This window comes from Caulobacter sp. Root487D2Y (assembly GCF_001427165.1).
In the GTDB taxonomy this organism is placed as follows: domain Bacteria; phylum Pseudomonadota; class Alphaproteobacteria; order Caulobacterales; family Caulobacteraceae; genus Caulobacter.
This window is the reverse complement of the sequence record NZ_LMFD01000004.1, coordinates 61,095-75,137: the sequence shown is the minus strand read 5'-3', so window position 1 is coordinate 75,137 and position 14,043 is coordinate 61,095. Positions and strand designations below refer to the sequence as shown.

Annotated in this window: 14 protein-coding genes; 1 reads left to right on the top strand and 13 read right to left on the bottom strand. The window is 64.7% G+C overall.

Annotation, left to right across the window (positions count from 1 at the left end):
* Positions 1–879: relaxase/mobilization nuclease domain-containing protein (locus ASD38_RS24165; protein ID WP_056458757.1), on the top strand; the 879-nt coding region annotated here is incomplete at its 5' end.
* 46 nt (positions 880–925) lie between these two features.
* On the opposite strand, the gene ASD38_RS06770 is transcribed toward ASD38_RS24165, so the two are convergent.
* From ASD38_RS06770 to ASD38_RS06715, 13 genes are all read right to left on the bottom strand, one after another.
* Entirely contained in the window at positions 926–1,333 is a 408-nt protein-coding gene (locus tag ASD38_RS06770; RefSeq protein WP_056438734.1) for a helix-turn-helix domain-containing protein, read from the bottom strand.
* Between the two features lie 17 nt (positions 1,334–1,350).
* Positions 1,351–2,841: an LPD7 domain-containing protein gene (locus ASD38_RS06765; protein WP_056458754.1), complete on the bottom strand. Its 1,491-nt coding sequence runs from the start codon at positions 2,839–2,841 to the stop codon at positions 1,351–1,353.
* An 18-nt stretch (positions 2,842–2,859) separates the two neighbouring features.
* Positions 2,860–4,809 (bottom strand): type IV secretory system conjugative DNA transfer family protein, encoded by a 1,950-nt coding sequence (locus tag ASD38_RS06760; RefSeq protein ID WP_056438730.1) that lies wholly within the window; start codon positions 4,807–4,809, stop codon positions 2,860–2,862.
* Entirely contained in the window at positions 4,775–5,782 is a 1,008-nt protein-coding gene (virB11, locus tag ASD38_RS06755; protein ID WP_235523783.1) for a P-type DNA transfer ATPase VirB11, read from the bottom strand. Before virB11 ends, ASD38_RS06760 begins: the two co-directional genes overlap by 35 nt.
* Positions 5,779–7,011, bottom strand: coding sequence for a type IV secretion system protein VirB10 (virB10, locus tag ASD38_RS06750; protein ID WP_200945997.1), 1,233 nt, complete (start codon positions 7,009–7,011; stop codon positions 5,779–5,781). Before virB10 ends, virB11 begins: the two co-directional genes overlap by 4 nt.
* A gap of 2 nt (positions 7,012–7,013) precedes the next feature.
* Entirely contained in the window at positions 7,014–7,865 is an 852-nt protein-coding gene (locus ASD38_RS06745) for a TrbG/VirB9 family P-type conjugative transfer protein (RefSeq protein WP_056438727.1), read from the bottom strand.
* Entirely contained in the window at positions 7,862–8,542 is a 681-nt protein-coding gene (locus ASD38_RS06740; protein WP_056438725.1) for a virB8 family protein, read from the bottom strand. The genes ASD38_RS06745 and ASD38_RS06740 overlap by 4 nt, the downstream gene beginning before the upstream one ends.
* Positions 8,543–8,905: 363 nt before the next feature.
* Complete coding sequence (locus tag ASD38_RS06735; RefSeq protein WP_056438721.1) at positions 8,906–9,856, bottom strand: type IV secretion system protein; 951 nt, start codon at positions 9,854–9,856, stop codon at positions 8,906–8,908.
* A gap of 15 nt (positions 9,857–9,871) precedes the next feature.
* Entirely contained in the window at positions 9,872–10,102 is a 231-nt protein-coding gene (locus tag ASD38_RS23765) for an EexN family lipoprotein (protein ID WP_156390604.1), read from the bottom strand.
* On the bottom strand, positions 10,102–10,845 hold the full coding sequence (gene virB5, locus ASD38_RS06730) for a P-type DNA transfer protein VirB5 (protein WP_056438719.1): 744 nt from the start codon (positions 10,843–10,845) through the stop codon (positions 10,102–10,104). The genes ASD38_RS23765 and virB5 overlap by 1 nt, the downstream gene beginning before the upstream one ends.
* Positions 10,845–13,247, bottom strand: a complete 2,403-nt coding sequence (locus ASD38_RS06725; protein WP_056438716.1) for a VirB4 family type IV secretion/conjugal transfer ATPase — start codon at positions 13,245–13,247, stop codon at positions 10,845–10,847. The genes virB5 and ASD38_RS06725 overlap by 1 nt, the downstream gene beginning before the upstream one ends.
* The gene (locus tag ASD38_RS06720) at positions 13,240–13,575 is read right to left on the bottom strand and encodes a type IV secretion system protein VirB3 (RefSeq protein ID WP_056438714.1); all 336 of its coding nucleotides are present in this window, start codon (positions 13,573–13,575) and stop codon (positions 13,240–13,242) included. Before ASD38_RS06720 ends, ASD38_RS06725 begins: the two co-directional genes overlap by 8 nt.
* Before the next feature lie 59 nt (positions 13,576–13,634).
* On the bottom strand, positions 13,635–13,976 hold the full coding sequence (locus ASD38_RS06715; protein ID WP_235523782.1) for a TrbC/VirB2 family protein: 342 nt from the start codon (positions 13,974–13,976) through the stop codon (positions 13,635–13,637).
* Between the last annotated feature and the right edge of the window lie 67 nt (positions 13,977–14,043).

Here is a 14,043-nt window from a genome sequence, read left to right as displayed (position 1 = left end):
AAGACCAAGGACGGCGAGCACCTTGGCGCGCACCTAGATTACATCTCTCGGAAGGGGGAGCTTGATCTGGAGCAGTCGGACGGCGCGTTCGTCCATGGCCGGGATGGCGTCAAAGAGCTGGCGCTGGATTGGGCGGCGTCGGGCGAAAGCGACAGCCGCCGACGCGCCAACAGCACGATGTCGGTGTCGATCGTGCTGTCGATGCCGGTGGGGACCGATCCCGAGCGCATGAAGGATGCGGTCCGCGCCTTTGCCCGGGCCGAGTTTGGCGAGACCTATCCTTATGTGTTCGCCTTCCACCAGGACGCCAAGGGCGAGCAGCCCCACGTTCATCTCAGCGTTCGATCGCTGGGGGTTGGCGGCGAGCGGCTCAATCCCAAGAAGGCGGATTTGGCCGATTGGCGTGAGCGGTTCGCCAGCGAACTTCGTGGGCGCGGGATCGAAGCGGAGGCAACACCGCGCCGCGCGCGCGGGATCACGCAAAAGCCCGAGCGGACACCGGTGCGTAAGGCGCGCGAGCGCTTCGAGCGGACGGGCCAGAACGAACCCCGGGTTCTGCGGGAGGCGCGGCGGGAAGCCGAGAGCCTAGCGCGCAGCGGAGGAAAGGCTCAGCCTTGGGACGACAGCATGCGCCAACGTCAGGCTCAGGTGCGTTCGTCCTATAGGGCCGCGGCCAAGGTGCTGGAGGCGTCGGTCGATCCGCGTGACCAGGCGCTTGGTCGTTCGGTGGAGGCGTTCGTCAAAGCCATGCCGGCTCCGGTCAGTCGGCGTGTCACGCTGGCCAGGACGCTGGTTGAAGGCGGCAAGCAGATCGAGCCTGCCAAGGCCGTGACTGAAAAGAGCCGAGGCCCAGGCAAGGATCGGTCGCGAGGTCGCTAGGTTTGCACGTGCAAACTTGTTCAGCGGACGCCGGCGGACGAGGTCCTTAGACCTCGTCCTGGATCGTCGCGTTGATCAGATCGGTGATCAGCTTGCGGCGAGCTGGAGGAAGCCGGCGCCAGGCCAACAGCAACGCCATGGCCCGCGTGTCCGCCGCCAAGGCCGCTACTACCGGGTCAAGCGCGCCGGCCGGGCCCGCGAGCAACTCGGCGATCTCCGAAAAGAAATACTGGATCGGCACTTGGAAAAAGAGCGCCGCCTCCGCAAGCTTGGAGGCGGAGACCCGGTTGTCTCCGCGCTCATATTTTTGAACTTGCTGGAAGCTGATGCCGATCGCCTCACCGAGCGAGGCCTGGCTCAGGCCACGCGCCTTACGGGCCTGGCGCAGCTGGCGACCAACGCTGACATCGATCGGATGCGGCGGGTTGGAGTTTGCACGTGCAAACTCGTTCAAGGTTGAACCCTTCACACCTACCGTCCCCTCGTTCGTTCCGGCCCAGATTTGGAAGGCGATGGCTGCGCGGTAGGATGCGGCATCCGATCCGTATTGGACTGGTCCGCCGAACGCCCGCCAGGCTCTCGCACCTTGGCGGCCTCAAAGCGCGCGCCGCGCTCGATATGGTCAGCGATCTTTTCCTTGGCGCCGGCGATCAATCGGTCCTGCACAGTTGGGTCGGCATGACGGTCCTTAACGATCGCCGTCACGACCGCGAGCCGGCTTTGAGCCGCGTTGAGTTCAGGGTCCTTGGCCGCTTGGCCGGGGCTTGCGGCGCGAAACCGATCAGCGTCGATGGACCACTTGTTGCGGGGCACTTCTCGCTGCTGAAGTGAAAGTTCGCCTGAGACCTTGTCGCGAACCTCCAAGGTTCGAATGACCCGCTCGACGCCGTCCCGCCGCAGTGTGATCTCCTCGCCGGTCGCGGCGCCGGACTTCTCCAGAGCCGCCGGCAAACCGACGCCCCAAACTTCCACCTGCCGTCCGCTCGCCAGTTCCACCCTAACGAACGGCGTCAGTTCCTGACCAGAGCGATGACGGTATGGCGCCTGGCCACTCTCGAGCAGCTTACCCGTGACGCCCTTATCGTAATCCAGCCGTTCCTGGACGGGCTTTGGCGCGGGGGGCGGTTCGCCGCTGCCGCCGGTCCGGCCGGCTGCATCAGGGTCCTGGGGCGCTCTGTCGCGCGCCGGCGACACCGAATTGGTGTCCCGGGCCGACAGGCGGCTATCAAGCTCTTGGAGGTCCCGTTCGGTTGGCTTGTAGCCACGCACCTCCAAGCCTTCGGCGCGGGCCTGCATCCACACCTCCCGCCGGAAGGCGTCTTCGCCGCGAACGTCGATGGCGGTCCAGCCGCGATGCTCAGCGATGGCGACCAAGTCCTTGATCACCTCGGCGTTCGTCTGGCGCGCCAGGAGCTTGTCGCCTGTGTCGCGGAACGCGGCCTCCTTGCCCGTGGCGTCGGTGAAGAACCGGACCTCGGGCGCAAACTGTGGCTCTTCGGTCAAATAGCGGCGCTTGACAGCGTCGGGGACGTCGCCGCGCTCGACCGAGAAACGGTGAGGTCCGTCATCGTTGGCCGGGGCCGGTTCGGCGGTGGCTTCGGACGGGGGAGGGGAGGGGGCGGCCTTGTCAGGTTCTGGGGTTTCGGCCTTGCTGTTTTGAAGCACGGGCTCGGCGGTCAGGGGGCGCTCGGTCTCGTCTTCACGCCGCAGCCGGGCCTCGGCCAAAGCGATGCCGATGCGCTCGGCCTCGTCGATCGAGCGCTCGTAGGCGATATCCTCTGGCTCGGTGGCGTAGTCGCTGGCCCGCTCGACAGGCAACGGCAAGTCCAGTTCAGCGGACGGCGAGATGGTGTTTTCCATCTCGGGTCCCGCCGCGCTCGTCGCTTCGGCAGGTGCCAGGTTTGGCGGCGGCGTGATCGCGGTCACGGGAGCGTCGGCAGGGGTGTCGATGTTATCGGCCATGGCGGCCTCCTTTGCGCGTTAGCGTTCGATCGCTTCTTCCAAGAGCCCCGAGTTGATGTAGCGGTTGATCCAGTCTTCGGATTCTGCCTCGGTGGCGCCGGCCGGAAGGTCGTCCATGTCGATGGCGTCCAGCTCCAGCGAGATCGCGCCCAGGTCCAGCTCCGCGTCGCCGGCGGCTTCGCTCACGGTCAGGGCGCGCTCGACCACGCGCGCGTGGATCTCATTGACGGTTTGGCTGAGGGCCGCCAAGTCGGCGGTGATGGCGTCCAGGCGATCGTCCGAATTTGCGGGTGGCTGTCCGGCAGGCCCGGCCGACGCCAAGGGCGTGATCGGCGGAGGCGGCAACAGGCGCTTGGTGAAGTCGGCGTTCTTGAAGAAATAGATCTTGGAGGCTCGAATGGGCGCGATGCCACCGCGCATGATGATGAGCGTGTCCTTGCTCATCTGGATCAGCTCCTGGGGAAGCATCAGCGCCCGGCGTTGGTCGCTCTCTGTCGTCGTGCGCTTGCCCTCACCCAGATAGGTCGGCCGCGACTTGGAGCGTCCCTCGAACGTGTAGTAGCCGAGGCGCTCGGAGAGGTCCTGGGCGACCTTCAGTTCCTTGGGCGTGAAGACGACCTCGACGCCGCAGTTGGTCATGATCTCGTCGGCGACGTCGGGACCGTATTCGGCGCGCAGCTGAGAGGGACTTTGGAGGACCGGCAACAGGCGAAGGCCGTAGCCGGCAACGTAGGAGAACCCCTTGGCGATCACGGAGGCGTGCCCGATCCGGGCGAACTCGTCGAGAAGGACCAGGACCTGGATGGGGTGGCGTCCGCCGCCCGGCAACTCGCGCGTGTTGAGGTCCACCAGTTGCTGGAAGAAGAGATTATAGAGGGGAGCGACCCGGGCCATGTTGTCGGGCGTGACACCCAGATAGATCGAGATCGGCTTGGATCGCAGATCACGAAGGTCAAAATCGCTGGCGCTGGTGGCTGCATCGACCCGCGGATTGAGCCACAGGTTCATGCGCGAGGTGATAGTCTGCTTGATGGATGCGAACGTGTTGTCGGACGCGGAGCAAAAGTCGTTGAGCGCGTTGACCGCCCCGGGCGACAGAGCGTCCTTGCCGCCGGCGCGGGCCTCGACCAGGGCGGGGAACTTGACCTTGGGATTGCCGCCGGTGAGCTGCCGGTAGATCTCACCAATCGTGAACGGCAATTGCGGGCTCTCGGCGACATAGGCCCCGACCCCGACAAAGCCTGTCCGGGCGGCCTCCGACCAGAAGGGATCGCCTTTATCCGGCGTAGGAAAGAGCATGGTGGCGAGCTTTTGGAGCTCGTCCAAGGTGTCGATCGCGCTCGTGCGGTCGATGTAGGCCAGCGGGTTATAGCGGGCCGTGCGGCCCTCCGGATCGAGCGGATCGAACATCAGGACCTGCTGACCATGCTTGGCGCGAAAGCCGGCCGTCGCGTCCCAATTCTCCTTCTTGATATCCAGGACGACGACGCTGTCGGTCCAGTTCAGAAGGTTTGGGATCACCACGCCGACACCCTTGCCGGTGCGGGTCGGCGCATAGAGCATCACGTGCTCATTTCCGCCGAAGACCAGGTATCCAGCGCCCTTGCGCCCGAGGATGATCCCTTGCTTGGCGCGCAGGCCCTCGCGCCGGATTTCGCCCTCATTGGCCCAGCGCGCGGAGCCATGCAACGGCCGGCGGATGCGCAAGCCCGCCATCGCCGCGATGATCAAGATGAGCAATCCAGATCCCAAGGCTGAGACCTTGAACCAGAGCTGGACCTGGAGATGGCCGCGATAGACCCAGAGCCAGCCAGGCACGGCCGCGAAATCGACGTTCGCGCCAAGGCGTCCAAGTCCGATCAGGGTCCCCAGCGTGGTGAGCACCGCCCACAGCACCAGCAGCAGGAGCGCCGAGGCGACTAGGATGGCGGCCTTACCGGCCGGCGTGGCGCTTGCGAACCGGGTCATAATAGAGCTCCGTCATTCGGAAACGGCCGTCCACCTTGCGCATCTGGACGACGACATCGACCAGCAGGTGGAGAAGGCCACGGATGTCATCGCGGGAAAGATCGCGGCCGCCTTCGGATTCCTTGACCAACAGGGTCAGCTGTTCGAAAGCCAAGGCAGCGGAGTCGGCGTGGACGGTTGTGATCGAGCCGGGATGACCTGAGTTGACGTTGCGCAGGTAGAAGAAGGCAGTGCCGTCGCGCAGCTCTTGAAGCAGGATCCGGTCGGGCCGCATGCGCAGCGCGCTTTCCAACAAGTGCTTGGGCCCGATCTTGGCCAGGCCCTGTTGGTCCTTGGAGTAGGTCAGGTGGACGACGTTGCGATGGGGAACCGTCAGCTCGCGGGTGTCCTCGATCGTCAAAAGCCGCTCGTGGTCGGGGATCAGCCGAACCAGGCCCTTGCTGAAGGTAGTTTTGCCCGAGCCCGTGGCGCCGCTGATCAGGATGTTTTTTCGGGATCGGACCGCTAGGTCGAAGAAGGCCGGCCATAGGCGTTCGTCGCGCAGGCGAAGCAGCTCTTGTTCGTCATCGCCCAGGGCGTCCGAGGTCAACATGGTCTCCTCGAAGAGACCCGACGCGGTGAAGTCGTCCATGCCGAAGGTCACCGTGGAGGGTTTGCGGATGGTGATCGACACCGTGCCCTCGGGGACGGCCGGCGGCAGCACGATTTGGCAGCGCTCGCCTTGCGGCAGGACCGTCGAGCAGATCGGGGTCTCGGCGTTGACGTCCTGGCGTGAAAAGGCAGCCGCCGCGTTGGACAGGGTGGCCAACCAGGTCGAGGTCAGCTCTGGAACCTCGAACCACGACCACCCCTTTGCGCCCTCGACGCCCACTTCCCCCGGCCGATTGATCACCAGCTCGGTGACGTCGGCGGGCTCGAGAAGACGCTGCAGCGGCTGCATGTAGTGCAGCAGGACCGAGCTGTCGGCGATCATCGCGCCTTCACGCCGTAGACGTCAGAGAAGTCGAAGTCCTGAGCGACCATGATCCCGACGTCCTCGCCCTGGTTCTTGCGCAGGATCGGTGGGATGTTGATCGAACCCTCCAACGCTGTGTTGGCGACCTCGGAGGGCACACGGGCGGTGTTTTGATAGTTGCGGCCGTTACCGGCCGTGGCGGCATAGACGCCGTCGTCGACCAGAGACAGTAACAACGCTGCGCCAAAACGCTCGAAGAAGCGATTGTCGATGTCGCCACCAAAGCCGCTGCGTCCCAGGGCGTCCGCGCCCGGCGAAGCTAGATCGATGGCGATCCCGCGTGGCGTGACGGCCCGGGTCCATAGGATGAAGAGCCGACGCTGTCCGCGCTGCATCCCGCCGCGATATTCGCCCAGGACCTTGGTGCCCTTCTCCAACAGGACCACTCGGCCGTTGTCGGAGAGCACATCGCGCGGGATGATGCAGGTGGTGTAGCCTGGCAACGAGGAGTCCATCGCCGTTTGCAGGACACAGGGGATCTGCGTGCCGGCCAGGATCAAGTAGTTGCGATCGCCCAGCACGGTGGCGCGCGCCGTGGTAATCGCCGAGCCACGTCGCAGGTTTTCAAGTTCGGTCGCCTGCCGGGCGGGCGCGCCTTGCGCGCTGGCGAGGATGGCTTCAGCCCCACCAGCGGCGCCGCCGGCTGGGGGCGAACCGCTATGGCTGAAGGCGACCAGCGGGGCGCGGCGGGTGAGGTCCGACAAGCTTTCGCGAGGAGCCGATGCGCTGGAGGCGGAGCCGCCTGCTCCGGCGACGGGCGCGGGCACGACCTGTCCAGGCGCGAGGGGTTGGCCAGTCGCCGGATCGATAGCGCCGGCGGCGAGTGTCGGTGCGGGCGGGAGCGGAGCTGCATCGGTCGGGGCGACCTGGTCATAGCGAACCGTTTGCCGGGCCGGGTCCTTGGGCTTTGTCGGCTTGGCGTCGCCTCGATCCCAGGTGACCCCTATCAACAAGGCCGCCACGCCGACCATGCCAGCGATCCCGGCGATCTTGGCTTGTGGAGTGTTCATGCGGCCGGCGACGGGCGAGATCCCCCGTTCGCCCGGGACGCCGCCGCCTTGATCGGTCGAGCGAGGTGCGGCGCTGTGTTCCGCGGCCGCACGTCGCCCTGCGAACGGGTCGGCGGGCGATGCAGCTTGCGCATCAGGCGCAGTGGAACCGGTGCTGGTGTCGTGGTGATCAGTCATCGTCATTGACCCGTGCGAATGGTGCGATCGACGTTGGCGGAGGCCGTGCCCGTGCCGTGGGTGACGCCGTAGGGCGTGACGGCCTCGTTGAAGATGCAGAGCACCTCGCGGCCCCGGCGCAGGACCAGCTTGGCGGCGACGGTGTGCAAAACCACGAACTCGTCGCGGACATCGAACGGCACCTGGCTCTCGGATCCGTCCGGCAGGGTCATGAAGAAGCTGGGCAGCTCCTGGTTGGCCGGGAAACGCAGCACGGTGAACTGGCCGTTGTCGGAGACTTCAGACGGCTGAATCCGTGAGGAGCCTTGGACCGTGTAGTTGAGGTTTCTTGGGCCCTCGACCACAGCGTGGTCCAGCATCAGGCCGGTGCGAGCGCCCTCGATGGCGGCGGCTTGGCCAACGATGGTCCTGGCGAGGGCCGCGCGCTCGTCGTCGGGATATCTGAACCTGACCTGGAAATAGGTGTCGGCCGAGGTGGCGGTGATCGGGCCCGAACGGATCCCAAGTTCGAAGGTGTAGTTGCGCAGTTCCGAGCCACGACGGGTCGTGACGATCAAATTGGTCGGCATGCCCTTTTCGCGCGGCTTGACGAAGAGGATGTTGGTCTCTGCCGCGACCTCCCACGACACCGTATCGCCCAGGGCCACGTGCTGGATCTCCTCGCGCGGGTCGAAGACGATCTGGGTGGCGGTTCGGAATGTGCCGATGATGCGATAGACCTGCCAGGGGTCGTAGTTGACCCATTTGACCCGAGGATCCGACTGCCCCGCCTTGGGGACCTCAACCGCCGCAGCGGCTCCTGCGAAGGAAAAGAAGGCGACGCCGGCGCAGGCGGCGAGCAGGCACGACCTCATTGGGAAATCTCCGGGTCGGCGCGATAGCTGTCGACCTGGAACCCGAGCGGGTTGCGGATGCGGTCTGACTCAAGCATCGGCGCCTTGGTGTAGGCAAAGGTCAGGGTGGCGATCCAGTCGGTGGTCTTGACCTCTTGGCCGAGGCGGACCGTCTTGGAGAACCTGACGTTGGCGACCTTGTCGTTGATGAAGGTGATGTTGCGGATCAAGACCGTGGCCGAGCCAGCAGCGCCAACGACGACCTGTGGGCTCTGGGGATTGGTCGCTCGATAGAGGTCGGCCCAGCGCTGTTGTTCCTCCGGGGTCGAGAGGATCGTGACGAACTGGAAGTTTTCTTGCGCGGCCGGAGGGAGGTAGCCCTCCCGAGCCCGGACGTACTGGGCGAGGAAGGATTTGCTGACCGCTTCGTTATAGGTGACGCCCCGTTCGCCCGTCAGGCCGGTCATGACGTCAACCGAGCCGGTCGTCTGGTTCACCCGAACGACGTAGGGCTCGACGGACTTCAAGGGCGCGAGCGCCGCGACAGCTGTCGAGGCGGCGATCGCCACGGTGGTCGCCAGGATGGCCACGGTCCAGGCCACGCGCTTGGACCGTTCCGCCGACTTCAGACGGTCCTGATCCCAGCGCCGAGCCTCGTCAAAATAGGCCTTGAGGTCATTTGACGCCACGCCCGTCATCCCAGCACCTCCTGGCAGCTGGGGTACTGGCCGGGCGCGAGGGCCGAGACCTTCTTGGTTCTGCCCTTCCTGGCGGGAGCCGGGACCGAGGTTCCGGATATCGACGGAACGATGGTGCTTGGCGCCGGGACACGGGCCGGGCGGCCATCTGGCCCGGGCGTGGGGGGCGCGGCGATTGGAGCCGTGACCGCGGCAACCGTCGTTCCCGGCAGGACCGATCCGTTGGGATTGGCCGGCCGGCGGCTATGTCCGCTGCAGGACTTGGGCTTGCCGGCAATAGCGGCCGAGTGGGAGCTGAGAGCGATCAGGCACGCCGTCAGGACGATTGGACGAAGCATTCGCGGATCTCCAGATGACGCGGGGCTACCGGCGCGGATGGCCGTTGCGGGACGAGCCGGATGAGGATGGAGCGACCGAGCCGCCGCCGCGTCCGTTCCCGCCGTTGCCGGTGGGAATGGATTTCACGGGCTGGCCAGAGGTCATGGCGCGGGCGGCATTGGCGAAATCGCCAAGGCCTGCTGCGGCGCCGCCCGCGATGCCAGCTGCGATATTTGGGGTCTGCAGAAAGAAGATCATGCCCAACGCAGACAGCGCGATGAACAAAAGGCCGCCGGCCGTAGGATCCGCCTGTCCGTCGATGTTCGCCCACTGGCCTTCGACCAAGCCGAGAATGAGCTGAAACACGGTGATGATCAGGGCGAAGAGGACGAGATAGTTCACGCTCTGCTTCAGCCAGCCGTAGAAGAACTGGCGGGACTGTTCGAACACAAGGAGGGCGATGAAAATCGGGCCAAGCGCGACCAAGATCGCTAAAGCAAGCTTGGCAAGCATGACGATTCCAAAGCCTAGCGCGGCGGTAAGGGCGGTGACGATCCACACTGCGCCGCCGGTCACATACGGGCCTGGGTCGGTCATCGAAGCTGTCGAGAAAATCTTGGTTGCGAGGTATCCCCCGCGATTGAAGAAGCCGTCGAACGCACCACCAACCCCAGGGGTGGGACTGCCGCTGATCGCCTCGGCCAACCAATTGGGCAGGTCTGTAAAGAGCGGGGTTGTGACGAAGGCGTTGTAAGCCACTGTCGTCGCAATGGTGTAGATAAAGCAGAGCTTCACGAGCCTGATCACGCCGTCCATGATCGGTTCGGTGATCGACCCTCGGATGATGGCCCAGCCATAAAGCACCACGTAGAGGACGAGGGCGATGCGAAGCGGGCCGGCAACGTGGGCGATTACGTTGCTCAGACCGTCGTGCAACACGGCCTCGAGCCGGGTATCGACGTAGTCGTAGGACGGTCCGAATATTTGTGCCGGCATGTCTGCGTCCCCGCCCTAGAAGCCGCGCCGGTAGTCGTTCATCGTCTTGAGTTTGCTCGCCTTTTCCGTGGAGGCCTGAGCGTTCTTGCATTCAGTTCCCCGATGGCTTCCGGTCTGGCAATTCGACAGCACGGCCGACCGCTCGGAGGGATTGGCGTCGAAATACGACACGGACCGCGGCGCAGGCTGACAGCCTGCCAAAACGCTGGAGGCCACCGTTGCGGTCAGGATGGCAAGCTTCCGCATCAGAAGCCTCCTTTGTAGTCGGCCATTGTCTGCTGGTACTGCGCGGCTCTTGCTTCCCGGTCGCGCTGATCCGCCATGCGCTTCTCGGCGTCCTGTATCATTGCTAGGCCCTGGAGTTGCATCTGGTCGTTGTTGATCATCGCCTGTTCGGCTGCGATGCGGGCCTGCAGGTCCATCACCTCCTTCGGCGTGGACGCGGTGTTCAGCGCGAGGCGCAGTTGATCCAGGCCAGCCTGGCGCTGCCCAGCGGCCTTGTAGGCGCTCTCGCCCAGCGCCACGTCGCGAGCCGCCCGGTCGCCCGATTTGACAAGGGCGTCCTGGTAGTAGCGTTGGGCGAGCGACAACCCCTCAGTGGCCGGCGTAAACAGTCGATTGGCGTCGCGGATCGAGGTCGCCCGCGATCCGATCGAGCCCATGTCGGTGAGCGTTCCGTTCAGGAGCTTTCCAGTGTCCTGAACCTCAGCTGGCAGATAGCGGCGAAGCGCCGGGTTGTTCAGCACGCCGCCCAAGCTGTTGACGTTAGTCAGCCCGGTCATTCCGGCGTAGAGGCGCTTGCCCTGATCGACCATCTCCGCGCCCTGGCGGACTTGTGTCTGCAACTCGGCGAGCTGGGCGCGAGCCTGATTCAACTGCGAAAGCATCCGCGTGTAAGCGCCGGGGTCGGTCACGACCATCTGAGCACTGGCCGGCGCTGCGATCGTCGCGGCAGCCAGGACGAAGGGTAGAAGAAAGCGCGTTCTCATCAGGATCTCCGTCGTTCTTGTTGAAAGGCTGGGCTCCAGTCGACTGGATCGTCACCGTGCGTCGTGCGGATCCTGTCGAGCAGCTCGACGGTCTCGGTTCGGCCAGAGAGGATCGAAAGGGCGTCGTCCAGACCGTCGAGGTTCAGTTCGACGACAACCGAGTTGTGGCCTTGCTTGACGAGGAACCGCCGGGACTCGGGCGAAAGCTCCTCGCGGATCAGCCGGAACTCCTCGTTGGTGAGGCCAAAGCCGTCCACGTAGTCCCGCGCCTGGCCGTAGGGATTAGGCAGGAAGATCTTCGTCGGACATTGCTCGAGGATAGTGTGGGCGATCTCAGAACGGAGCACGTCGGCCGGACTTTGCGTGCCGAACACCATGAAGGCGTTCTTCTTGCGGTAGGTTTTCAGTCCGTCCTGGGCGAGGTTTCTGAAAGCCTCGTCGCCCAGAGCCTTCCAGAACTCGTCGATATCGACGACCAAGCGTCGCCCGTCGACCAGGCTTTCTAGCCGATGGATGAGATACATCATGACCGGCGTGCGGACCTCGGCGTTGTCGAGGAAGTCCGTCATGTCGAAGCCGAGCAATTTCGCGTCGAGCCCGACCTGATCGGCGTCGCCGTCGAGCACCCAGCCAAGCGGTCCCGCGCGCGTCCAGCGTTCAAGCCGGGCGCCGATGCCTTCAGCGTCCCGCTGACCAAGGAGCTGGCGCAATGCGGTAAGGGATCGCTGGTTGGGGGCGAGGGGTTCGAGCGAGGCGACGCCGTCGCTGATCAGGCGCTCCTCCTGGACCGTCAGAGCCCGATCAGCAGGCGTCACCAGTTTACGCACGAGCTGGGTGAGGAAGACGACGTTTCGCGGTGTGAACTCCAAGGCGCGAAACGGGGCAAAGCCGGTTGGCGCGCCGTTTTTCAGAGTCAGGTAGGTGCCGCCCGAAGCCCGCACGAAGATCTCAGCGCCCCGGTCTTTGTCGATGAAGACCCGCTGCACGTCGAACTTCTCCAGCTGGGCGAGCATGAAGTTTTGAACGACCGTCTTGCCCGAGCCCGATGGGCCGCAGATGAAGGTGTGGCCCAAGTCGCCGACGTGGAAATTGAAGTAAAATGGCGACTTGGCCGACGTCCTGAGAAGCGCGACGGCAGGGCCCCAATGGTTTCCCGCAGCCTGGCCCGATGGGTAGGTGTGGAAGGGGGCCAGGGCGGCGAAGTTGCGCGAGTTGATCGCCGCCGGCCGGCAACGTTTGGCGAAATTGCCTGGGAACTGCGACCAGAACGCCGCTTCAAGCGCAAGGTCCTCACGAGCGACCACCAGGCCTGAATCCGCCAGGGTTGCGCGTGCGGCCGACATGTTGTCGGCCAGGGCCTTGGTCGTCTCGCCATAGACAAGGAGCGAGAACTGGTGCTCGCCCATGACGAAGCGATTGCTCACCAGATCGTCGATCGCGTCATCGAGACCTTGCACCTGAGAGGCGGCCCGGTCGTTGGAGCGGATTAAAAGGTTCTGCTTTCGCTCCATGACGGCGCGCGCAGACGCCTTGGATAGGAACGCGAACGATTGAGTGGCGACGAAGGGATAGGGCGAGCGAAGCAGCCCGTCCCACAGGCCAGGCCGGGTGGTCGCGGGGTACTCCTTGACCCCGAAGATCCCTGCGTATTTTTCGTCGCCCGGTTCTCTGATCTCGAGCGCCTCGCGCCCGAAGATCACCCGCGCGGTGTAGATTGCCGCGCCGAGGTGTCCGCGCACCAGGGGGATGCGTTGGCGCCGGCCGGTGAGCACCAGATGCAACAGTTCCATCGGCTCAGAGAAGGCCAGACCGTTGTGGTCGTAGAGGCCCAGGAGCCGGACACCGTATCGACCAAGGTACTGAAGGAGATCGCGAGCCTTGTCTTCCAACAGACGGATCGCATCTTCATCGACCTCGAGCCCAGCTTTACTTCCCGCACTCAGCCGGTGGAGGAGGGCGCCCAGCTTGTCGCCGACATCTCTTCCCGGATGAAGGGTCAGGGTGATGTAGAGGTCATTGGTGAAGAGGCGAGTTGCACCCACGCGGGCGCGATAGGCGGCGTCGAGATCCCTGGCGAAGTCGGAGGCGAACTGGCCCTCGGGATAGCCTCGATCTTCATGCCGCACGACATGGTGCCAGATGGCCAGCCGCTCGTCGGCGATGTTGCGCCAGGCGTTGTTCAACTTGGCGTGCCAGTCGTTCAAATCTCGCACGTCAGCGGTTTCGAACGAGGCTCCGTCGAGCTTGAAGCAGACCATCATCGCGCGGGTGTCGAGCGCGACCACATGGTCAGAGACGTGGCGCGCATAGGGTAGATTGGCGCCGGGCTGAGGTTCGCGCCTCAAGACCATCGGGCCAGCGATAGACGCTGGACCTGTTCGCTTTGCAGCGCCGCTATCCATTGGGGAAATCCTTGCCGGAGTAGTGGCGCACGACAGGAAGGGGCGAGTGCGAACTGCCGCCCCACCAGGCGCGATTTCGGGCCCGGCCCTTGGTTTCGAGCCACATGAGAAGGACGCGAAAGGCGTTGTGGTCGTGCTTGACCACGGCGCGGAACAGAAAGTGCAGCGCGACGCCCACCGACAGGTAAGCCAGATTGTTGGCGGCCAAGAAGATCGTGCCGCTCAGCATGACATTGAGCGCCATGGCTTCGACCGGCACGCCCAGCACCATCGCCGGCCGCGTGCAGGCCAGGAACAGCGTGTCTTCTGTAATGTATTCGTCCTGCATGAGCGTGACCGCTCGGTGCGCACCTGCCCCCCAAAGGCGGCGCGCCGGGCGAACGGGGCCTAGGCCCCGCTCCCCGTGACCATGCTGACGATCTGGGCGGCGCCAAATACGACGACCATGCCAACGACGACGATTGCCATCCGGCGGAAGTCGAAGATGCCGAACATCGCCAGGATGCCCATGATGATCACCGCCAGGATCGCTAGCAGCCGCGTGGTGTTGCCGGTGAAGAAGTTGACCACGTTCTGGAGAAGCGTTTCGACGCCGACCGATTGAGCCGCGGCGGGCTCGACCAGGCCAAAGGCCAAAACAATCGCGGCCAAAGCGACAGCGCCGGCGCGCCGGTTCGTAAGCGTTGCCGGCGCAATGGCAGGCTTAGTGATGGCTTGGGGGCTCATCATGGGGGAGGGGCTCCTGTATCTCCGTTTCGAGGATTATCGAGCCACGGTATTGATAGGCGGCGCGACA

Bases quoted from the DNA above. Each gene is read 5' to 3' on its own strand.
- virB5 (WP_056438719.1), bottom strand. From the start codon at position 10,845: ATGAGAACGCGCTTTCTTCTACCCTTCGTCCTGGCTGCCGCGACGATC.
- ASD38_RS23765 (WP_156390604.1), bottom strand. From the start codon at position 10,102: ATGCGGAAGCTTGCCATCCTGACCGCAACGGTGGCCTCCAGCGTTTTG.
- virB11 (WP_235523783.1), bottom strand. From the start codon at position 5,782: ATGATCGCCGACAGCTCGGTCCTGCTGCACTACATGCAGCCGCTGCAG.
- ASD38_RS06745 (WP_056438727.1), bottom strand. From the start codon at position 7,865: ATGAGGTCGTGCCTGCTCGCCGCCTGCGCCGGCGTCGCCTTCTTTTCC.
- ASD38_RS06725 (WP_056438716.1), bottom strand. From the start codon at position 13,247: ATGGATAGCGGCGCTGCAAAGCGAACAGGTCCAGCGTCTATCGCTGGC.
- ASD38_RS06765 (WP_056458754.1), bottom strand. From the start codon at position 2,841: ATGGCCGATAACATCGACACCCCTGCCGACGCTCCCGTGACCGCGATC.
- ASD38_RS06740 (WP_056438725.1), bottom strand. From the start codon at position 8,542: ATGACGGGCGTGGCGTCAAATGACCTCAAGGCCTATTTTGACGAGGCT.
- ASD38_RS06735 (WP_056438721.1), bottom strand. From the start codon at position 9,856: ATGCCGGCACAAATATTCGGACCGTCCTACGACTACGTCGATACCCGG.
- ASD38_RS06715 (WP_235523782.1), bottom strand. From the start codon at position 13,976: ATGATGAGCCCCCAAGCCATCACTAAGCCTGCCATTGCGCCGGCAACG.
- ASD38_RS06720 (WP_056438714.1), bottom strand. From the start codon at position 13,575: ATGCAGGACGAATACATTACAGAAGACACGCTGTTCCTGGCCTGCACG.
- ASD38_RS06760 (WP_056438730.1), bottom strand. From the start codon at position 4,809: ATGACCCGGTTCGCAAGCGCCACGCCGGCCGGTAAGGCCGCCATCCTA.
- virB10 (WP_200945997.1), bottom strand. From the start codon at position 7,011: ATGACTGATCACCACGACACCAGCACCGGTTCCACTGCGCCTGATGCG.